The following is an 18,348-nucleotide window of genomic DNA, read 5'->3' on the forward strand; positions in this document are numbered from 1 at the left end:
CTCAGGTGCGCATCACCACCGGTACCAGCGACCCTTGCGGCCGCCACTTGCAGCGGGCCGGATCACGAAGCCGAGCAGCCACACCACCAGCACGACGACCGCGATCCACCACAGCGCCTTCAGGGCGAAACCCGCACCGAAAAGAATCAGAGCCAGAAGAAGAACCACAAGCAGGGGAACCATTGTTATTACCTCCTGGCGACCGTGTGCTCTTATTGCGCACACACAAACACACAAACAGTGCGTTTCTTTCACGAGTTGCAGGGCACGCGCCGCACGCTGGAGTGCCCCCTTCCGCACCGTCCATGCACGCGAAGCCGCAGGACAACCGCCCGATCCGATGGCGGTGATGATGTTTGCCGGGCAGCCCAACGGCCACCCGCACTCGGAGCACATGACGTCGATGCCAAGGAGTGTGAGCGGACATGACCGCCAACAAGAAGGCCAAGGCGAAGACGGAGCAGGCCACCGGCGCCGCCAAGGAGGCCGCCGGCCGCACCGTCGGCAACGAGCGGCTCACCGCGGAAGGTCGCGTGCAGCGGATGAAGGGCGACGCCCGCCAGGCCAAGGAGAAGATCAAGGACATCGGCAAGCGCTGATCACACGGCCAACCGGTGCCGAGGGGCTGCCGCACTCGTTCGTCGAGTGCGGCAGCCCTTTCCTTGTCCGGGTGCGGCGAACCACGTGTGAGTGGTCCGCCGCGCCCGGAGGAACAGAACGATCGGGTACGCGCCTCCTGTGCCACGTACCCGGTCGTTCATGGCGGGTCAGGCGTTCTGCTTGCTCTGCTTGATGACCTTGCTCGTCATGTCCACCGTGTCGGCAGCCGCGGGGGCGTCGACGTCGACGTCCGTCCCGAAGTCGCTGAAGTCCATGACGACCTTCGCCTTGGTCGCGGACCCCTTCGGCGTTCCGCCGCTGCTCTTGCCCTGCGTCGTCAGCTCGATCTGCTGGCGGCGGGTCAGCCCCTTGTCGTCGATCCACAGATCCATCGGCAGGGTGTCACCGAGCTGCTCACGGAGCTTCTTGCTCTGGTCGGCACTGCCCTTGGCCAGCTTGTCGATGTCCACGACGACCCGGTAGTGCGTCGTGCGTACGCCGCCGACCTGCTCGGATCCGACCTTCTTCACGTCCTTCTCGGACAGGGACTTCGAGTAGGCGAAGGAGTCGGAGGGATCACTGACCTGGGCGCCCCCTGAAACGCCCGAGTCGCGCAGCCGCTCCAGATCGATCTTCATCCAGGACTTGCCGTCCGGGAGTTCACCCGTGCCCTTCGTCGGGCTCTGATACAGAGCCTGGTCCACCACCCGCTGCTCGATCCGCTGTCCCGCCCGGCCCAGCTCGATGCGGCTCGCTCCGTCCTCGAAGTCCATCACTCCGGCGCCCCTGACCGTCTCGCTCCGGCCTCCGGAGCTGGCCGTGGAGGTGAGCTTCACCCGTGCCGAACCCGCCTGCGAGGTCTTCTCGTTCGTCGCCTGGACCACCTGTGTCGGGGACTGCTCCCGGCTCTCGGCCGTCGGCCCGGCACTGTCCTTGCCTTCGCCGTCACTGGAGCCGCAGCCCGCCAGCACACCTGTCGCCAACAGACCGGCCGCCCCTAAAGTCACCATGCGCGGCATCCGGGAAGTCGCCCTCATCATCAAAACCGCCCTTAGCTCCATGTACTGACCTTGTGTCCGGAAGTGACCAAGTGCCCTACGACTCGTCCGCCATGCGCTGTGTCGATCTTTCTACGTCGTCTGAGGTAGACACGGGGAGCGGCCGAGACCCTCGGCTATCGGCAGGGCGCAGGAAGATCACTACGCTGTATGAGTGCTTTCCTACGACGAGTTGACTTCGCCTGAGCGTGCACTGTGGGGCGCATTTCCCGAGGGACGGCGGGTGGACCGCGTACGGGTACGCCGGAGGAGGACCGGGTCGCCGGCGGAGGCCGGTGGGGAGCCGAGCGGACGGTGCGCGCGGCGGTGATCACGGCACTGCTGCTGGGCGCGAACCCCGGGCAGGCGGGTGCGGTGGCGCGGCTGAGCCTCACCGGGGCCCGGATCTCCGGTCGGCTCGACCTGGCCGGCACACAGTTCGACCACGCCCTCTGGCTGGAGGCATGTTGGTTCGAGGAGGCGGTGAATCTCCTCGGTTCGTCGACCCGGGCGCTCGTCTTCACGGACAGCCGGATACCTGGCATCGAGGCCGATTCGGCCCGCATTGAGGGCAACTTCCCGGATGCCGCGCATGGTGACTTTAGGGGCGGCTGGGCCCTGTCGGCCGGTGGTCTGGCCATGGAAGGGGGCGTCTTCTGCCGTAACGGGTTCGTCGCGCACGGCGAAGTCCGGCTCATGGGGGCGCAGTTACCGGGCACGCTCGCCATGCAGGGCGCCCGGTTGCAAGGACCCGGTCCAGGCGGAGTGGCTCTCGCCCTCGACAACGCCCGGGCTTCGTCGCTCAAGTTCTCCGAGGGATTCACCGCGCACGGAACGGTACGACTGCGCGGCGCCCAGGTCACGGACAACGTGACCTTCGGCGGAGCAGTCCTGAACGGCCCGCCCGCCGGCAGCGGGAACGTTCCGGCCCTGATCGCCACACACCTGCAAGCCGTCGACCTCGATCTCGCCCTCGCCCGGCCCCCGTCCGGAACCGTCGATCTGCGGGGCGCCCAGGTGTCGTACCTCCATGAGAACCAGCACAGTTGGCCGAAGACAGTGGAGCTGGCTTCGTCTACGGTTCCATCAAGACGGTGGGCGCGAACGACGAGCGTCACGAGGCCGTGGGCGACCGGGAGTCCGTGGCCCGGCGCGTGGCATGGATACGCAGCGGCCCGGGCTACAACCCGCAACCGTACGAGCAGTTGGCGGCCTGGTACCGCAAGGCCGGTCACGACGACGATGCCCGCCGTGTCCTCCTCGCCAAGCAGCGTCACCGGCGCCGCACCCTGTCCCCGGCCGCCCGCGCATGGGGGCATCTCCTCGACGGGACCGTCGGCTACGGCTACCGCCCCTGGCTGGCCGGCGTCTGGCTCCTCGCGCTGACACTGCTGGGCACGTCGGCCTTCGGCCTCGACTCACCCACCCCGGCCGAACAAGGTGAAGGCGCCCCGTTCCAGCCCCTCGTCTACACACTCGATCTCTTGATCCCCATCGGCGGCCTGGGTCAGCGCACGGCCTGGTACTGGCCGAACGACGGCCTCCAGTGGCTGGCCTACCTGTTGATCGCCTTCGGCTGGCTGCTGACGACGGCCGTCATCGCGGGTGTCACCCGGGCCCTGCAGAAGAACTAGCGAAGAAGAAGTACTGCGCCGGGCCTGTTCTCTCGACGGCGCCCGAAGCTGTCGGCTTGCGTGGTCCGTACGTCGATCCGGGCGGGACTACGACACGGGCGTCGTCGGATCGGGCGGGCAGAAGCAGGCCGTGACGTCCTTGCCCCTCGGGCACTGATGGGCCTGCCAGGTGTCCGCGAGTGCGTCGATCAGCAGCAGGCCGCGCCCGCCCACGGCATCCTCGTCCGGCTCACGGGCCTTCGGCGGGTCCGTACTGGAGTCGTGCACCGTCACGTGCAGACACTCGCCGTCCAAGGTGAGCACCAGTTGGGCGGTGCTGCGGGCATGTACGTGCGCGTTGGTGACCAGCTCCGAGACGGTCAACAACACGGCATCGACGGTCTCCGGAGCGCTGCGCGACCAGCCCAGATCTTCCAGATGCTCACGGGTCCAGTCCCGGGCTGCCTTCACCCCGCTGCTGACCGGCAAGGAACGCGCCCACCCCACAGCTCTGAGTGAGGAATCCTGCATGACAAGCCGCCTTTCTTCGCAAGCTGCCTTGTGTCTTCTTTCTCTTCCCTGCGTTCTTGTGCCCGCGATGAAGGAGCCCACGTGCCCAGGAGACGCTTGTCTCACCCTGCGGCATTAGCCGATAGTCGAAGCCGAAGGACCGGCTACCGCTGACCGTGAGCGGTCCGTGCCGTCTCCAGCAGCTGGTGCCAAGAGGTGACGGTGGGACGGCGGCGCAACAACGAGCGCCGTTCCCGCTCCGTCATGCCGCCCCAGATGCCGTGCGTGATCCGTTCGTCCAGGGCGTGCGCCAGGCACTCGGTCCGTACCGGGCACGGAGTGCAGATGTGCTTTCCGGCCGACTGGGCGGCTCCCTTGCCGAAGAGCTCATCAGGGTCGACCGATCGGCAGGCTGCCCGGCCCGACCACGGCGTAGAGGTGTCCGTCATGCGCTCCCCATCCACAACGGCCGAGCGAGAAGGTGGTACCCGTTCCGGGCAAGTGCGGCCGCACCGACCACGAGCGACATCCCATGGCTCGGCACTGCCCTCGACACCCTTTTCTCGTCACCGGCGCTGTCAGCTTCGTCCGACAACCGGCCGAGTACCCGGCATATGCACGGATAGGCAAGTCCGTCTCCACATCACCACCGCGCCTCGGCTACGTGACGTCCGCACGCTCGCCCGCCGCCTGAAGGCGGGCACCCCGCACACTCGCCTTCATCGCCGCCTCCCCACGGCCTCGGCGCGCTCGCCGGCCTTTCCAGCGGCCGAAGACTGCCGGACGCTTCGCGGTACGCGCACGGCAGCCCCATCAACGCACTGGACAGCCCAAGCAAAGCGCCCTGCGGCCCGGTGCGGGCCGCAGGGCGCGGAGAGTCACCAGCGTGCGGTCTCTACTCGTCCGTCATCAGACCGTCGCGCAGCCTGGTCACCACACGAGTGATCAGCCGGGAAACGTGCATCTGCGAGCAGCCCAGCTCCTCGCCGATCTCCGACTGGGTCCGCTCCTCGACGAAGCGCAGGTGAATAAGGCGCCGGTCACGCTCGTCAAGGTCGGCGATCAGCGGGGCCAGGGAGTTGAAGTTCTCCACAAGCTCGAAGCGGCCCTCGTCCATGCCGATGAACTCGGCCAGGACCGTGTCGGACTCGTCGTCCTTGCCGGTCACGGCCGCGTCCAGGGAGACACTGCTGTAGCCGTTGGACGCCTTCTGCGCTTCGGCGACCTCCGCCGGATCCAACTGCATCAGCTCGGCGAGCTCGGCAGTGGAAGGCATACGTCCCAGACGGGTGCGCAACTCCTCGGTGGCCTTGGACAGTTCGATGCGCGCCTCCTGCAGACGGCGCGGCACGTGCACGGCCCAAGAGGTGTCGCGGAAGAAGCGCTTGATCTCGCCGGTGATGTACGGGACGGCGAAAGAGGTGAACTCGACCTCGCGGCTCAGTTCGAACCGGTCGATCGCCTTGATCAGGCCGATCGTGCCGACCTGGACGATGTCCTCCATCTCCTGGGGTCCACGGTGCCGGAACCGGGACGCCGCGTAGTGCACCAGGGAGAGGTTCATCTCGATCAGCGCATTGCGCACGTACTGGTACTCGTGCGTGCCTTCCTCGAGCTGCGTGAGGCGAGCGAAGAAGTGCCGGCCGACCTGACGGGCGTCCTTGGGCGCAACTGAGGCCGGGTTCTCATAGGCGCGCTCGACCAGCCCGTGCGCAACCGGCTCGTCAGTGTGCTGGTCCAGTTCCTGCGACACGACGGTGGCCATGCTGTACCCCTTCGATCTCTGCTCGTATGCAAGCCTTCGCGGCAGTCAGGTACCCCACGCCAAGGCATACATACGCACAAGCTGTTGAGCCGTCAATTCCGCGAACCTCGTCCGCGGAGCTGTCGTCATCGTGCGATCAAGCAACCGACCGTCTCACGCCTCGATGCTCCGGGTCCAACTCGTCGCCCTCACTCCGGCTGCGGCTCTGGCCACGATTCCGTGCCCGTCAAGGGCAGCCGGCCCGCCGCTGTCGCAGGTGGGGCACGCTGCGAAAATCGCTGTCTGATTGTCAAATTGCGGTGATAGGGATCCCCGGTGACCACGACACCTGAGTTCGCCGCTCTGCTGCGGCTGATCGACGAACGGTCGACTGCTTCCACGCCACCGAGGGCCACTCTTGGCGCCTCTCGGTGTCCGCCGACGGCGCCCGGGTCACCCGCCTCCGCACCCCCGCCGCTGTTCACGAAGAGGCACCGGACGTGGCCGTCGCCTCCGCCCGGGGTACGGCCGCTGAGCTGGTCCTCACCCTGTACGGCCGCATTTCGGTGGACTCCCTGAAGCTCGACGGCGACCGGGATCTCTTCGGCCTGCTTCAGGCGTGGGAGCCCCAGCAGGAAAGGGCAATCAGCCCGTTGTTTTCCTCGGCTCCGAGGGGGAGACCGGTGTCGTGGCGCGCGACTTGAGCGATTTCCTGTGGCTGCTGGCTGCCGGGTTCGGCGGCCCTGGGAAGCAGCAACCTCGTACGCGACGGCTCGTTCTGAATCCGCGTCACGGGGACGCCGCGCTCACCCGGGCGCAGGACGCGAGGCGATCGGCGAGCGCGGTGACGAGTTCGCGCAGTTCATCGGGGCGCTCGATGACGAACGGCCGGTCGAGTGAGGCGAGTACCGGAGGCAGCCAGTCGAGTCGCTCCACTCGCATCTCGACACGCAGCCAGCGCTCGGTCGCCTGGTCGCCGCCCGGCGCGGGCGCGCTCTCGTCCAGGCTCGCGACGCCGGCGGGAAGGCGGGCGCGGATCTGTTCAACTGTGCCGTGGATCCGCAAGGTCACCTCGTGCCGGTACTCGGCCGTGGCGAATCCTGACAGCACGCGCTGGGCCGGATCGATGCCCGCGGGCGCTTCGAATGAGCCGGGCAGGGTCCGCACGTCGGCGATGCGGTCGAGGCGGAAGGTCCGGTCTTCGCCGAGCAGCGCGTCCTTGCCTGTGACGTACCACCGGCCCGCATGGGCGACGACCCCGTACGCGTGCAGCGTGCGTTCGCTGCGGCGGCCGTCACGGTCGGTGTAGCGGATCGAGACCGGTCGGCGATGGCGCACCGCGTCGGCGACGGTGAGCAGGGCCTCGGCGTCCGGGGTGTCGACGTCACCGGGCTGGTCCGTGAAGGCGAGAGCCTGCAGGAGTGTGTCGAGGCGACGGGCGATGCGCTTGGGCAGCACGCGCCGGATCTTCGCCGACGCCGTCTCGCTCGCTGTGCGTTCCGTCGTCGTCAGCCCTGTCCGGCGGCCGGCGATCAGGCCGAGCAGCACGGCCAGCGCCTCGTCGTCGCTGAGCATGAGCGGAGGCAAGCGGTACCCGGGAGCGAGCCGGTACCCGCCGTAGCGGCCGCGCACCGATTCCACGGGCACGTCCAGGTCGATCAGCTGGTTCACGTACCGCCGCACGGTGCGCCCTTCGACGCCGAGGCGGTCGGCGAGTTCGGCCACCGTCCGGGTGCCGCCCGACTGCAGGAGCTCCAGGAGTGTCAGCACGCGGCCGGTGGGTCGAGGCATGTTCGCAGCCTACTGCGGATACAGGACCGATTCTGTCCCCTATTTCTCCTAGCCTGCGACGTGCACGCCTTCAGCACAGTCAAGGAGATTCCGATGGACTTCGTCTCGATCCGCATCATCACCGGCGACGTGGCACGCCTCGTCGAGTTCTACGAGCACGCCACAGGGGTGCGGGCGGCGTGGGCCACCGAGGACTTCGCCGAGCTCAAGACCGCGGGCGCCACGCTCGCGATCGCCGGCACCCGCACCGTCCCGCTGTTCGCCCCCGGCTCCGCCCGTCCGGCGGACAACCACAGCGTGATCACCGAGTTCCTCGTCGACGACGTGGACCGCGTTCACGAGAACCTGGCCGCCTTCGTCACCGACTTCGTCACGGAGCCCACCACGATGCCCTGGGGCAACCGGTCGCTGCTGTTGCGTGACCCCGACGGCAACCTGGTCAACTTCTTCACCCCCGTCACCCAGGCTGCCATCGAGAAGTTCGCACGCTGACGCCACGCACGACGCTCACTCGGGCTGTTCGGTGGCGGCGCATCCGTTGCCCTGATCGGCGGAGCGGGTCCCGTTGGCAGCCTGGGGTGTCAGGCTTCGGGGATGACGCGGCCGTAGTCCGCGAGGGTGACGGCCTCCGGCTCGGGGCCGCCGCGCCGGCCGGTCTCCAGAGCGTCGAGGGCCTTCATTTCGTCGGCTGTGAGGACGAAGTCGAAGACGTCGATGTTCTCGGCGATCCGCTGGCGCTTGGTCGACTTGGGGATCACGGAGCGGCCCTGCTGGAGGCCCCAGCGGAGCAGCACCTGGGCCGGGCTCTTTCCATGGTTCTCGGCGATCGCGGTGACGACGGAGTCCTGGAGGACGCTTCGGCGGTTCTCGCCGTAGCCCGGGTAGAAGGTGATCCCACCGATCGGCGACCACGCCTGGTTGAGGATGCCGTGCTGGTCGTCGAAGTCGAGGACGGTGCGCTGCTGGAAGTAGGGGTGGATCTCCAGCTGGTTGACGGCGGGGACGACGGTGGTGGCGTCGAGCAGCGCGGTCAGGTGGTCGACCATGAAGTTGCTGACGCCGATGGCACGGACTTTGCCGTCGGCCAGGAGCTTTTCCAGGGCCCTGTATGCCGCGAGGGTCTTGTCGGACTCCGAGGGCAGCGCCTGGTGAAGGATGAGCAGATCGATCTGGTCGACGCCGAGCTTCGAGGCGCTCTTGTCGAAGCCGTGCAGGGTCTCGTCGTAGCCGTAGTCGCTGATCCAGATCTTCGTCTCGATGAAGATCTCCTGCCGGGGGACCCCGGAGTCGCGCAGGGCTTGGCCGACCTCGCGCTCGTTGCCGTAGGCGGCCGCGGTGTCGATGTGCCGGTAGCCGAGGTCGAGCGCGGCCGTGACGGCGGCCCGGGTCTCGTCGGGCGGGGTCTGGAAGACACCGAGTCCGAGGGCGGGCATCTGGACGCCGTTGTTGAGGGTGAGGGTCTGCATCAGAAGGTCCTTTCGTGACGAGTGCCCCGTGCGGGCAGGATGAGGGCCAGGACGGCTACGGCCGCGAAGGCGAGCAGGACGGCGGAGCCGGTCAGGGCCACGCCCGAGCGGGCCGCGACATCGGCGGCCCCGTGGCCGGTGGAGACGTCGGCGGCGCCGGCGGTCAAGATGCTCAGACTCAGCGCGCTGCCGATCTGGTGCACAGCGTTGACCAGGCCCGATCCGGCTCCCGCGTCCGCGGGGGCGACGCCCTCCATGCCGCTGGAGGTCAAGGGCGCCAGTGCGAGCCCCTGGCCGGCACCGATCAGCACCATCGGCGGCGCCACTCCGGTCAGGTAGGTCGTGTGCAGGCCGAGGCGGCTCGGCCACAGCATGCCCACCGCGGTCAGGGTGACCCCGGTAAGCAGCACTGTCGGTCTGCTCACTCGCTCCAGCAACCGCGGCACCTGAACGGCGAAGGCGAAATTGACCAGCGTCATCGGCAGGAAAGCGAGCCCGGCCTGCAGGGGTGTCCAGTGATAGACGCTCTGCACGAATTGGGCGGTGAAAAAGAAGAATCCCATCATCGCGCCCGTGTAGAGCATCCGGGTGAGATAGGCGCCGCTGCGCTCCCGGCTGGCGAACAGGCGCAGCGGCACGATCGGCTGTGCGGCCCGCCGCTCGACCCGGACGAACAGCCCCAGCATCGCGGCGCCGCCCGCCAGGGGTATCACCGTGGCCGGAGCGCTCCAGCCGCCGTCGGCCGCGTCGACGATGCCCAGAACCAGAGCGGTCGAGCCCAGCGTCGCCAGCAGCGCCCCCGCCACGTCGAAGCGACCCTTGTGAGGGGTTGTCTCGGGCAGGAACCGCACCGCCAGCACCATCATCACCGCCGCTCCGACGCCCTGGAGCGCGCGTGCTCCGATCAGCCACCACTGGCTCTGCGCGGCGCCGACCAGGAGCGAGGCGAGGGAGAAGACGGTCAGGGAGAACAGGAAGACCCTGCGGTGCCCGAACACGTCACCGGCCCGGGCTCCGAGGAGCAGCAGCCCTCCGAAGACCAGGACATAGGCATTGGTGATCCATGACAGGCCCGTCTCGGAGAACCCCATGGCGGTCCGGATCTGCGGCAGCCCGGTGAACACGATCGAGTTGTCCAGGATGACCATGAAGTAGCTGACGCAGATGATCGCGGGGATCAGAGTCGCGTGGACCGGGGGTCCTGGCGGCTTCGCCTTCCCTTGCGGGGTGGTCGTGGACATCTGATCACCAGGCGCATCGACGACTGCCGGAGCGGTCGGACGGACGGCACGCAGAGCCCCGGGATCGCCGGGCCTGCGTGGGGGTGCTGCGCGCACGGTGCTCCTTCAGGTCGGTTTCCGGTCCGGGCCCGGTCGCATGACGTCGGGTCCTTGGCCGTCTCCACGAAACCGCGCGTCGTCGCGTCGGTGGGAGTCACTGCTCTTCCAGGTAATGGCAGTACCTCGCAGGCACTCGCCGGCAGATCTACGGTGAAAAGACCGGCACAGGATGCACGTCGATCAAAAGGAGCCGCCGCATGCCCGCCCGCGCCGCCGAGAATTCCGGGCCCTGAAGATGGCCGACAGCAACAGGAAGCCCCTGGCCGCCGAAGTACGCGAGTTCCTGAGCACCCGCCGCGCCCGGATCACTCCGCAGCAGGCAGGGCTGCCCACCTACGGAGGGAACCGGCGCGTCGCCGGGCTGCGCCGCGAGGAGGTCGCGCTGCTCGCGGGCATGAGCGTGGACTACTACGTGCGGCTCGAGCGCGGGAACCTCACTGGCGCGTCGGACTCGGTGCTCGAGTCCCTCGCGCACGCGCTGCAACTCGACGAGGCGGAGCGCACCCACCTGTACGACCTGGCCCGGGCGGCGACACCGTCGGGCAGGCGCCGCATGGTGACCGCGTCCAGGGTGCGGCCCACGATCCTGCGCCTGCTCGACTCGATGACCGGCGTTCCGGCCTATGTGCGCAACGCGCGCTTCGACATCCTGGCCTCCAACGCGCTGGGCCGGGCCCTGTACGCCCCGGTCTTCGACTCGCCGCTGTTCGCCCGGCGCGGCCCGGTCAACAGCGCCCGCTTCATGTTCCTGGACCCGGCGAGCCAGGAGTTCTGGTGCGACTGGGACAAGGGAGCCGACGACGCGGTCGCCTTCCTGCGCACCGAGACGGGCCGGGCACCCCACGACAAGGCGCTCACCGATCTGATCGGGGAGCTGACGACGAAGAGCGACGACTTCGCCCGCCGATGGGCCCGTCACGACGTCAAGTTCCACCGCTCCAGCGTGAAGAACCTGCACCACCCGCTGGTCGGCGATCTCGCGCTGCCCTATGAAGCCATGGATCTGCCGGGCGACCCGGGCCTGCGGCTGAACTTCTACACGCCCGAGCCGGACTCCCGCGAGCAGGAGGCTTTGGGCCTCCTCGCCAGCTGGGTCCACCCCGACAAGGTCGCTCCTTTCCGGAACGACTGATCCCATCCGAGGAGAACCATCTGATGCAGTACCGACCGCTCGGCCGCACCGGCGTCCAGGTCAGTCCGCTGTGCCTGGGCGCGATGATGTTCGGCCCCTGGGGCAACGACGATGAAGCCGACTCGATCCGCATCATCCACCGCGCCCTCGACGCCGGCATCAACTTCGTCGACACCGCCGACGTGTACTCCGCCGGCGTATCGGAGGAGATCGTCGGCAAGGCCCTGAAAGACCGCCGCGACAACGTGTTCCTGGCGACCAAGTTCTTCATGCCCATGGACCCGGACGACCCCAACCAGCGCGGGGGCTCGCGGCGCTGGATCATCCGTGAGGTCGAGAACTCCCTGCAGCGGCTCGGGACCGATCACATCGACCTGTACCAGGTCCACCGCCCGAGCCCCGACACGGACGTCGCGGAGACCCTGGGCGCGCTGTCCGATCTCGTGCACCAGGGCAAGATCCGCTACATCGGGTCCTCCTCCTACTCGGGCTCCCAGATCGTCGAGGCCCAGTGGACTGCGCGGGAGCGCCGCCTGGAGCGGTTCGTGACCGAGCAGCCGCCGTACTCGATCCTGGTCCGCGGTATCGAGGAGGACGTGCTCCCCACCGTGCGCCGCCACGGCATGGGCACGCTCACCTACAGTCCGCTCTCCGGCGGCTGGCTCTCCGGCCGCTACCGCAAGGACGCCACCACGGGCCCCGCCTCGGCAGCCCGTCCGCAGGCCCGCTTCGACATGAACTCCCCTGCCAATCAGCGCAAGCTCGACGCCGTCGAACAGCTCGCCGTCCTGGCCGAGAAGGCGGGCCTCACTCTGATCGAGCTCGCCGTCGCCTTCACCGTCAACCACCCCGGCGTCACCTCGGCGATCATCGGCCCGCGCACCATGGAACAGCTGGAGGCGTTCCTGCCCGCCGCCGACGTCACGCTCCCGGCGGACGTACTCGACGCCATCGACGACATCGTGGCTCCCGGCGTCACGGTCAACCCGGTCGACAACAGCTACGGCGACTTCGAACTGCGCGCCGACCAGCGGCGTCGCTGACGCCGCCCCCGCGGGGCGGAGCCGCAAGGCGCCGCCCCGCCTGGTGCGTTGCCGGCGTCGACGCAGCAGGGTGTCGGAAGGGGGTGCCCGTCTTCGGAGCCGGCGGCTCGGGCGCCGTGTGCGCCGAGGTGGCCGATATCCTGGCGGGATGGCGGACAGAACCGGCGGCGAGCCGCAGATCGACGGGCGCTCCACCCGGTGGGACGAGCACAAGGCGCAGCGTCAGGTCGAGTTGGTGGACGCGGCGGTCGCGCTCATCGAGGAGGAGGGCGCGCGCTTTCGGGTGCAGCGACTGGCGGAGCGTGTGGGGTTGCCGCGGTCGGTGCTGTACCGGCATTTCAAGGACCGTGCCACGTTGGACGAGTTGATCCGCCGGCGGGTGGTGGAGTCGTTCATGCGGCGGATGGAGCCGACGCTCACCTTCGACGGGACGATCGAGGAGTCCGTGCAGCGCGTGGTGGGGGCGCATCTGGACTGGGTGGCCCAGCATCCGCGCCTGTACGCCTACATGGGTGTCGGCGAGCACGCGATGGGTGACGGGTCGTTGGTGGCGGACACCAAGACGGCCATCGCGCTGATGCTGAGCGAGCGGTTCAGTGACGTACTCAAGGCGCTCGGGGTGCGGGAGGCGCCGATCCGTTCGGTCGCGGTGGGGATCGTCGGGTTCGTGGACACCTCGGTCAACCAGTGGGTGCGCGACGCCCAGCGTGAGGTGTCCGAGGAGGAGTTGCGGGCCATGCTGTGCCGTTCGGTCTGGGCGGTGCTGGACGCGACGTTGCGGGACCTGGGGGTGGAGCTGTCGCCGCGGCAGCGGGTGGCGGATCTGGAGCGGGCTTGAGCGTGCTCCCGGGCTCCGAGGGCCAGCCCCGGGGCTGCTCCCCCACCACGTGACCACGCGCCTCGGCAGTAGCGGTCGACTGCCGAGGCTTAGGGTGTAGATGTCAGCCGCGTGCCGCCGGGACGGCCTGCGCGGCTCGGTGCAGGGACTCGGTGTCGGTGAGCTTGACGCGAGGGCGGCCCTGGGCCTCTCCTGCCGCGCGTTCCGTGCGGTCGATCGCACGCCAGGCGTCCAGGCCCAGCGCGTCCACCGCCGTGCTGACGCCGCTGACCGGCTGGGTGAGACGGCCGGCGCTGAAGTCACTCAGTAGGGACTCGACCGTCTCGTGGGCGCAGGTCTTGTTCGTGCCGATGAATCCGGTCGGTCCGCGCTTGATCCAGCCCGCGACGTACACGCCGGGCTCGACCCGGCCGGCCTCGTGGGGGACGGTCGCGGTGTCTTCGTCGAAGGGCAGGCCGGGTACGGGCCGGGCGCGGTAGCCGACGGAGCGGAGGACGAGGCCGGTCTCCAGGCTCTGCGTGTCGCCGGTGGGCCGGGCGCGGACGGTGCCGTCTTCGTCCGTGTGCAGTGTGGTGGGGGTGATCTCCAGGGCTCGTACGGCGGCCTCTCCGATGATCCGCACCGGGCTGGTCAGGAAGCGCAGCACGATACGGCGGCGGCCCTCGACCGGTGTACGGGCGGCCAGTTGTGACAGAAGCCGGGTCTTCTCCGTTGCGTCGGGGTCGAGGTCGTCGGGCCAGCCCTCGACGCTCACGTCCACGTCCTCGAGGGCGGAGAGCGCGAGGAGTTCGGGCACGGTGAACGCGGCCTGGGCGGGTCCGCGCCGCCCCAGGAGGACGACTTCGCGGACCTTGCTGCTGCGCAGTGCGGCCAGCGCGCGGTCGGAGATGTCGGTGCGGGCCAGGGTGTCGGGGTCGGCGGTGAGGATGCGGGCGACGTCGAGGGCGACGTTGCCGTTGCCGATGACGACGGCGCGCTCGGTGTCCAGGGTGTAGTGGTCGTGGGCGCGGTCGGGGTGGCCGTTGTACCAGGCGACGAAGTCCGTTGCGGAGGCGCTGCCTTGCAGGTCCTCGCCGTCGATGTCGAGGCGCTTGTCGGTCGCGGCGCCGACGGCGTAGATCACCGCGTGGTGCTCCCGCAGGAGGTCGGTGTGGGTGAGGTGGGCGCCGATCTCGACGCCGAGGCGGTAGGTGAATCCGGGCTGGGACTCGATGGTCCGGAAGAGTTCGGTGACCTGCTTGGTGTCCTGGTGGTCCGGTGCGACGCCGGCCCGCGCGAGGCCGTACGGGGTCGGGAGCCGGTCGAAGACGGTGACGCGGACGCCCGGATGGCGCAGCAGTTCGTCGGCGGCGAAGAGACCGGCGGGGCCGGCGCCGATGACCGCGACGGACAACTCGCCCGCAGGGAGGCCGCGTTGCTTGGGCACGACATACATGGGTGTGCGGTCGGCGTGCGGATTCTGCTTGTAGTAGGCGGCGTTCAGCTCCAGGAACGGCACCTCCCCCTGGCTGAGAGCCGTATGGGGCTTGAGCGCGTCGACCGGGCAGGCCGTCATGCAGGCGCCGCAGTCCACGCAGGTGCGCGGATCGACGTAGAGCATCTCGGCGGTTCCGAAGCCGGGCTCCCCCGGCGCCGGGTGGATGCAGTTGACCGGGCAGGCCAGCACGCAGGAGGCGTCGGCGCAGCAGGATCGGGTGACGACGTACGGCACGGCGGGCTGGTCTCCGTTCGGGGAAAGGCAGTGCGGAGCTGGCGGGCTCTCAGTCGGTGTGCAGCGCGGGTTCGCCGCGGAAGCGCGCCGGGCGGCCGTCGATGCGCAGGGCCTTCCACAGCGGGCGGGACACCTTGTTCATCAGGCCGATGTCCTGGGCGAGCATCCGCACGTCGGAGAAGAGCTCGTGGAGCATCTTCTGGCCTGCCTCCGACTTCCAGAAGACGTCCTTGATCACCCAGGCCGGGATGCCGACCTGCGCGGCGGACTTCCGGTCGGGGATCATGATGACGTCGCACAGGATCCGCATGATCAACGGGAAGAGGACGGACAGGGCGCCGCGGCGGGCCTTGCCGAAGCGCGGGACGCGCAGGCGCAGGAACTCGTGGGCGAAGGAGATGTGGCGGGCTTCCTCGGCGATGTGGATCTGCATGATCCGCTGCGGGAGGGGGTGCACCGGCTCCCCGCTGCGCAGGGCCCCCTTCTGCAGGTGGTCGATGGGCTCCTCGCCGGCCAGGATGCCGGTGAAGAACGCCTCGGGGTAGAGGGAGCCGGCCAGCGGCAGGACGCGGCTGAGCTGGCGGAACCAGCGCTTGCCGCCGGCGGTGTCCACGCCGGTGCGGTTGACGAGCTCCTGGAACATCTGGGTGTGGTGGGTCTCTTCGGTGATCTCGTGGGTGAGATACCTGAACTCCAGGTTCTGGTTGCCCAGTTGGTAGATGTAGTCCAGCGCTCCGCGCATGAGGAGGTTCTCGAACTGCATCCCCACCTTGGCGATGACCGCCCAGCGCCAGATCCCGATACGGATCTGGGCCTCGAGCGGCTGTTCCTGGTACCAGGGGTGGGCGCCGAGGGCGTCGGCGCTGGTGAGTACCCAGCGCGGGTCGTCGACGTCCACGGCGAACTCGGGGTCGTCCCACTTGATGTCGATGAAGGCGTTGAAGTTGACGTTGACGGAGCCCTCGGACAGGGTCCGCAGGCGCTCGTCGTAGAGCTTCCTGGTCAGGTTCGCAGTCATCTTCGTCCTCGGTTGTCTGCTCGGCCGCCAGGGGGGAGGCGGGTGCGCGGGCCGGTGCGGTGGTGCGATGGTGAGGTGTGCGGCGCTGGTTGTGAGGTACGGAATGCGTGGGCCGAACGGTCAGGCGACGCGGGGCGCTTCCTGGGCGTCGGCCGCCGCGTCCGTCGCGGACGTGCGTGCGGAGCCCGGGTTGCTCGCCGTGTCGAAGCGCAGGGCGCTGTCGCCGATGGGGGCGTCCTGGAGCAGGGCGCGGTCGCGGTAGTAGTTGTTCCACAGCCGCCACGGGTCGCGGGTGCCCTGGCGCGGCATGACCTCGTTGGCCCGGGCGATGTAGCCGGAGGTCAGCGCCTCGCCCATGACGGAGAACTCGGAGCGGTCACTGCTGGAGGCCATCGGGGTGGCGATGTCATGCCCGTGGCGCCGCATGTGCGCGAGCAGACGGGCGGTGTAGCCGGCCGCCAGGTCCGCCTTCAGGGTCCAGGAGGCGTTGGTGTAGCCGATGACGAGGGACATGTTGGGGACACCCTCGAGCAGGACGGCCTTGTAGAGGACGCGGTTCGTGATGTCCACCGGGCGGCCGTCGACGGTGAGTGCCATGCCGCCCAGGAGGCGGACGTTCAGGCCCGTGGCGGTGATGACGATGTCGGCCTGCAGCTCCTCGCCGGACTTCAGGCGGATGCCGTCGGCGGTGAAGGTGTCGATGTGGTCGGTGGCGATCGATGCCTTGCCGCTCTTGAGGACCTTGAACAGGTCGCCACCGGGGACGACGCACAGGCGCTGGTCCCACGGCTTGTAGTTCGGGCTGAAGTGGCGCATGTCGACGCCTTTGCCGGCCCTGGCTCGCACCAGGCCGAGGAGCGCCTTTCGGGCGAGGCGGGGGTACTTGCGACAGAAGGCGTAACTCCCGCGCTGCAGAGCGATGTTGCGGGTGCGGGCGATCTTGTGCGTCAGCCGGGCGGGGGCTCGCAGCTTCTGCAGGACGGAGGTGACCGGGTCGACCTCGGGCAGCGCGAGGATGTAGGTGGGCGAGCGCTGCAACATGGTGACGTGCGCGGCCTCGTCGGCCATCGCGGGCAGCAAGGTGATGGCGGTGGCACCGGAACCGATGACGACCACGCGCTTGCCCGTGTGGTCGAGGTCGTCCGGCCAGTGCTGCGGATGAACGAGAGTCCCCTGAAAGTCCGCCTCGCCGGGGAACTGTGGGCGGTAGGGGTTGTCGTAGTCGTAGTAGCCGGTCGCTCCGACGACGTAGCCCGCGTTGTACGACTCGCGCTCGCCGGTGCTCTCGTCCTCGACCTCTACGGTCCAGCGGCCGGTGGCGTGCGAGAAGTCGGCGCTGGTCGCTCGGCGACGGAAGCGGATGCGCTCCAGTACGCCGTGGTCGACCGCGGCGTCCTCGACGTACTGCCGGATCTCTGCGCCGCCGGCGAGGATGCGCGCATCGCGCCAGGGACGGAAGCCGAATCCGAAGGTGGGCATGTCCGAGTCGGACCGGATGCCGGGGTAGCGGAAGAGATCCCAGGTGCCCCCTACGCGGGAGCGACGCTCGAGCACGACGAGCGAAGCGCCAGGATTGTCCCGCAGTACGTGGCTCGCGGCGCTGATGCCGGATATTCCGGCACCGATGACCAGGACGTCGACGTGCTGCTGCTCCATGGCGGAGGGTCCTCACTCTCACTCGCGGGCCCCTGGACGGCAGGGACGGAGGGTCGCCGCCGCCGCGTGGGGCGCCGACGGTGGCTCAGACACGTGCTTCCACTTCTCTGTGGTATCGGCAATTTACCTGCGACACAGTGTTTCAGATACCCTCGGTAACATGATGTAAGTCACACTCAGGTGGAAGTGGATCGACGCGAGAACCATGCACCCGACGGAGAGCTGACCGACCGTTAGCGGTCAGCGTTCGCTGATGCCAGTGATGCGGTCGCGGGCGAGTACGGGTACGTCCAGGGAGTCAAGGAGGCGGCGGGGCCGGGCCTTGATGAGCGCGTCGCGATCCGGGCGGCCGAGCAGGCTCTCGCCCAGTGCGTAGAGCTCGAAGACATAGCGGTGCGGGCCGTGGCCTTTGAGCGGCTCGGGTCCGTGGTAGCCACGGCCGATGAACGAGCGGAGCAGTGTCACGCCGGGCGCGGGGGCGTTCTTGCCGAGAGCACCGGCCGCGAGCTCGTGCGGCTTCGCGCGGCGGGCGTCGTCGATGACGGCGAGACAGTGGACGGCGGGGCGGGACCCGAGGGGAACGTCGACGTCCTCGACCAGGAGCAGGAGTTCAGCGGCCCCCTCAGGGGGTGTGCTCCATGCGAGGTGAGGGGAGATGTTCTCGCCGCCGACGCGCGTGCCGCTGTGCCGGGTGGGCAGGGTGCCGGCGTCGGTGAAGTCCTGGCTGGTGAGGGTGAGGGTCTCCGGGCCGGTCAGGTTGGCCTGGTTCCAGGCGTACGCGCTCTCGGCGGGGCGCCGATTGCGCAGGAGGGTGCCGAGTATGGGCATGATGTGTCTTCTTTCTTGCTC

17 protein-coding genes and 3 pseudogenes are annotated in these 18,348 nt (G+C 68.8%); 8 read left to right on the forward strand and 12 right to left on the reverse strand.

All coding sequences use genetic code 11. The features are described 5' to 3' along the window. Nucleotides 1-12: 12 nt before the first annotated feature. Nucleotides 13-183: a hydrophobic protein gene (locus ACVHNB_RS20735; protein WP_428949812.1), complete on the reverse strand. Its 171-nt coding sequence runs from the start codon at nt 181-183 to the stop codon at nt 13-15. 242 nt (nt 184-425) lie between these two features. Between ACVHNB_RS20735 and ACVHNB_RS20740 the strand changes: the two genes are divergently transcribed. After that, nucleotides 426-599 (forward strand): CsbD family protein, encoded by a 174-nt coding sequence (locus ACVHNB_RS20740; RefSeq protein WP_456225521.1) that lies wholly within the window; start codon nt 426-428, stop codon nt 597-599. Nucleotides 600-767: 168 nt separating this feature from the next. Here the strand turns inward: ACVHNB_RS20740 and ACVHNB_RS20745 are convergent, their stop codons facing one another. Continuing rightward, nucleotides 768-1,640 carry a hypothetical protein gene (locus ACVHNB_RS20745; RefSeq protein WP_456225522.1) on the reverse strand — a complete coding sequence of 291 codons (873 nt, stop codon included), beginning with the start codon at nt 1,638-1,640 and terminating at the stop codon, nt 768-770. Between the two features lie 172 nt (nt 1,641-1,812). Between ACVHNB_RS20745 and ACVHNB_RS20750 the strand changes: the two are divergent. Beyond that, nucleotides 1,813-3,271 (forward strand): annotated as a pseudogene (locus ACVHNB_RS20750) (oxidoreductase). A gap of 87 nt (nt 3,272-3,358) precedes the next feature. On the opposite strand, the gene ACVHNB_RS20755 reads toward ACVHNB_RS20750, so the two are convergent. The 3 genes from ACVHNB_RS20755 to ACVHNB_RS20765 form a co-directional block, all read right to left on the reverse strand. Then, the gene (locus ACVHNB_RS20755; RefSeq protein WP_428957236.1) at nt 3,359-3,781 is read right to left on the reverse strand and encodes an ATP-binding protein; all 423 of its coding nucleotides are present in this window, start codon (nt 3,779-3,781) and stop codon (nt 3,359-3,361) included. Between the two features lie 143 nt (nt 3,782-3,924). Further along, complete coding sequence (locus tag ACVHNB_RS20760; RefSeq protein WP_456225523.1) at nt 3,925-4,209, reverse strand: WhiB family transcriptional regulator; 285 nt, start codon at nt 4,207-4,209, stop codon at nt 3,925-3,927. A gap of 446 nt (nt 4,210-4,655) precedes the next feature. After that, a complete protein-coding gene (locus ACVHNB_RS20765; RefSeq protein ID WP_428957234.1) occupies nt 4,656-5,525 on the reverse strand; it encodes an RNA polymerase sigma factor SigF in 870 nt (289 codons plus the stop codon). Between the two features lie 479 nt (nt 5,526-6,004). Between ACVHNB_RS20765 and ACVHNB_RS20770 the strand changes: the two are divergent. Together ACVHNB_RS20770 and ACVHNB_RS20775 are read left to right on the forward strand one after the other, a co-directional pair. Beyond that, nucleotides 6,005-6,049: pseudogene (locus ACVHNB_RS20770) on the forward strand (hypothetical protein); the annotation flags it as partial. A 101-nt stretch (nt 6,050-6,150) separates the two neighbouring features. Continuing rightward, nucleotides 6,151-6,244: pseudogene (locus ACVHNB_RS20775) on the forward strand (SMI1/KNR4 family protein); the annotation flags it as partial. Between the two features lie 49 nt (nt 6,245-6,293). On the opposite strand, the gene ACVHNB_RS20780 reads toward ACVHNB_RS20775, so the two are convergent. Beyond that, entirely contained in the window at nt 6,294-7,295 is a 1,002-nt protein-coding gene (locus ACVHNB_RS20780; protein ID WP_428957233.1) for a helix-turn-helix transcriptional regulator, read from the reverse strand. 93 nt (nt 7,296-7,388) lie between these two features. Between ACVHNB_RS20780 and ACVHNB_RS20785 the strand changes: the two genes are divergently transcribed. Next, the gene (locus ACVHNB_RS20785; RefSeq protein WP_456225524.1) at nt 7,389-7,787 is read left to right on the forward strand and encodes a VOC family protein; all 399 of its coding nucleotides are present in this window, start codon (nt 7,389-7,391) and stop codon (nt 7,785-7,787) included. A gap of 89 nt (nt 7,788-7,876) precedes the next feature. On the opposite strand, the gene ACVHNB_RS20790 is transcribed toward ACVHNB_RS20785, so the two are convergent. Both ACVHNB_RS20790 and ACVHNB_RS20795 read right to left on the reverse strand, forming a co-directional pair. Next, nucleotides 7,877-8,761 carry an aldo/keto reductase gene (locus ACVHNB_RS20790; protein WP_456225525.1) on the reverse strand — a complete coding sequence of 295 codons (885 nt, stop codon included), beginning with the start codon at nt 8,759-8,761 and terminating at the stop codon, nt 7,877-7,879. Further along, the gene (locus tag ACVHNB_RS20795) at nt 8,761-10,002 is read right to left on the reverse strand and encodes an MFS transporter (RefSeq protein ID WP_456225526.1); all 1,242 of its coding nucleotides are present in this window, start codon (nt 10,000-10,002) and stop codon (nt 8,761-8,763) included. The genes ACVHNB_RS20790 and ACVHNB_RS20795 overlap by 1 nt, the downstream gene beginning before the upstream one ends. A 334-nt stretch (nt 10,003-10,336) precedes the next feature. Here ACVHNB_RS20795 and ACVHNB_RS20800 point away from each other — a divergent pair, with 334 nt between their 5' ends. From ACVHNB_RS20800 to ACVHNB_RS20810, 3 genes are all read left to right on the forward strand, one after another. Continuing rightward, the gene (locus ACVHNB_RS20800) at nt 10,337-11,233 is read left to right on the forward strand and encodes a helix-turn-helix transcriptional regulator (RefSeq protein ID WP_456225527.1); all 897 of its coding nucleotides are present in this window, start codon (nt 10,337-10,339) and stop codon (nt 11,231-11,233) included. A 23-nt stretch (nt 11,234-11,256) separates the two neighbouring features. Further along, complete coding sequence (locus tag ACVHNB_RS20805) at nt 11,257-12,276, forward strand: aldo/keto reductase (RefSeq protein WP_428957228.1); 1,020 nt, start codon at nt 11,257-11,259, stop codon at nt 12,274-12,276. A gap of 148 nt (nt 12,277-12,424) precedes the next feature. Beyond that, the gene (locus ACVHNB_RS20810; protein WP_428957227.1) at nt 12,425-13,114 is read left to right on the forward strand and encodes a TetR/AcrR family transcriptional regulator; all 690 of its coding nucleotides are present in this window, start codon (nt 12,425-12,427) and stop codon (nt 13,112-13,114) included. Nucleotides 13,115-13,217: 103 nt separating this feature from the next. Here the strand turns inward: ACVHNB_RS20810 and ACVHNB_RS20815 are convergent, their stop codons facing one another. The 4 genes from ACVHNB_RS20815 to ACVHNB_RS20830 form a co-directional block, all read right to left on the reverse strand. Next, nucleotides 13,218-14,825, reverse strand: coding sequence for an FAD-dependent oxidoreductase (locus ACVHNB_RS20815; protein ID WP_456225528.1), 1,608 nt, complete (start codon nt 14,823-14,825; stop codon nt 13,218-13,220). Between the two features lie 49 nt (nt 14,826-14,874). Further along, complete coding sequence (locus tag ACVHNB_RS20820; RefSeq protein ID WP_428957225.1) at nt 14,875-15,843, reverse strand: AurF N-oxygenase family protein; 969 nt, start codon at nt 15,841-15,843, stop codon at nt 14,875-14,877. A gap of 120 nt (nt 15,844-15,963) precedes the next feature. After that, nucleotides 15,964-17,499: a flavin-containing monooxygenase gene (locus tag ACVHNB_RS20825; RefSeq protein ID WP_428957224.1), complete on the reverse strand. Its 1,536-nt coding sequence runs from the start codon at nt 17,497-17,499 to the stop codon at nt 15,964-15,966. Between the two features lie 240 nt (nt 17,500-17,739). Continuing rightward, nucleotides 17,740-18,327 (reverse strand): YbhB/YbcL family Raf kinase inhibitor-like protein, encoded by a 588-nt coding sequence (locus tag ACVHNB_RS20830; protein WP_456225529.1) that lies wholly within the window; start codon nt 18,325-18,327, stop codon nt 17,740-17,742. Nucleotides 18,328-18,348: the final 21 nt, after the last annotated feature.

The sequence above is a fragment of the Streptomyces sp. YJ-C3 genome, assembly GCF_053891275.1.

What these genes read in the sequence shown, in the direction of transcription:
- ACVHNB_RS20735 (WP_428949812.1), bottom strand. Translation starts at nt 183, where the DNA reads ATGGTTCCCCTGCTTGTGGTTCTTCTTCTGGCTCTGATTCTTTTCGGT.
- ACVHNB_RS20740 (WP_456225521.1), top strand. Translation starts at nt 426, where the DNA reads ATGACCGCCAACAAGAAGGCCAAGGCGAAGACGGAGCAGGCCACCGGC.
- ACVHNB_RS20745 (WP_456225522.1), bottom strand. Translation starts at nt 1,640, where the DNA reads ATGATGAGGGCGACTTCCCGGATGCCGCGCATGGTGACTTTAGGGGCG.
- ACVHNB_RS20755 (WP_428957236.1), bottom strand. Translation starts at nt 3,781, where the DNA reads ATGCAGGATTCCTCACTCAGAGCTGTGGGGTGGGCGCGTTCCTTGCCG.
- ACVHNB_RS20760 (WP_456225523.1), bottom strand. Translation starts at nt 4,209, where the DNA reads ATGACGGACACCTCTACGCCGTGGTCGGGCCGGGCAGCCTGCCGATCG.
- ACVHNB_RS20765 (WP_428957234.1), bottom strand. Translation starts at nt 5,525, where the DNA reads ATGGCCACCGTCGTGTCGCAGGAACTGGACCAGCACACTGACGAGCCG.
- ACVHNB_RS20780 (WP_428957233.1), bottom strand. Translation starts at nt 7,295, where the DNA reads ATGCCTCGACCCACCGGCCGCGTGCTGACACTCCTGGAGCTCCTGCAG.
- ACVHNB_RS20785 (WP_456225524.1), top strand. Translation starts at nt 7,389, where the DNA reads ATGGACTTCGTCTCGATCCGCATCATCACCGGCGACGTGGCACGCCTC.
- ACVHNB_RS20790 (WP_456225525.1), bottom strand. Translation starts at nt 8,761, where the DNA reads ATGCAGACCCTCACCCTCAACAACGGCGTCCAGATGCCCGCCCTCGGA.
- ACVHNB_RS20795 (WP_456225526.1), bottom strand. Translation starts at nt 10,002, where the DNA reads ATGTCCACGACCACCCCGCAAGGGAAGGCGAAGCCGCCAGGACCCCCG.
- ACVHNB_RS20800 (WP_456225527.1), top strand. Translation starts at nt 10,337, where the DNA reads ATGGCCGACAGCAACAGGAAGCCCCTGGCCGCCGAAGTACGCGAGTTC.
- ACVHNB_RS20805 (WP_428957228.1), top strand. Translation starts at nt 11,257, where the DNA reads ATGCAGTACCGACCGCTCGGCCGCACCGGCGTCCAGGTCAGTCCGCTG.
- ACVHNB_RS20810 (WP_428957227.1), top strand. Translation starts at nt 12,425, where the DNA reads ATGGCGGACAGAACCGGCGGCGAGCCGCAGATCGACGGGCGCTCCACC.
- ACVHNB_RS20820 (WP_428957225.1), bottom strand. Translation starts at nt 15,843, where the DNA reads ATGACTGCGAACCTGACCAGGAAGCTCTACGACGAGCGCCTGCGGACC.
- ACVHNB_RS20825 (WP_428957224.1), bottom strand. Translation starts at nt 17,499, where the DNA reads ATGGAGCAGCAGCACGTCGACGTCCTGGTCATCGGTGCCGGAATATCC.
- ACVHNB_RS20830 (WP_456225529.1), bottom strand. Translation starts at nt 18,327, where the DNA reads ATGCCCATACTCGGCACCCTCCTGCGCAATCGGCGCCCCGCCGAGAGC.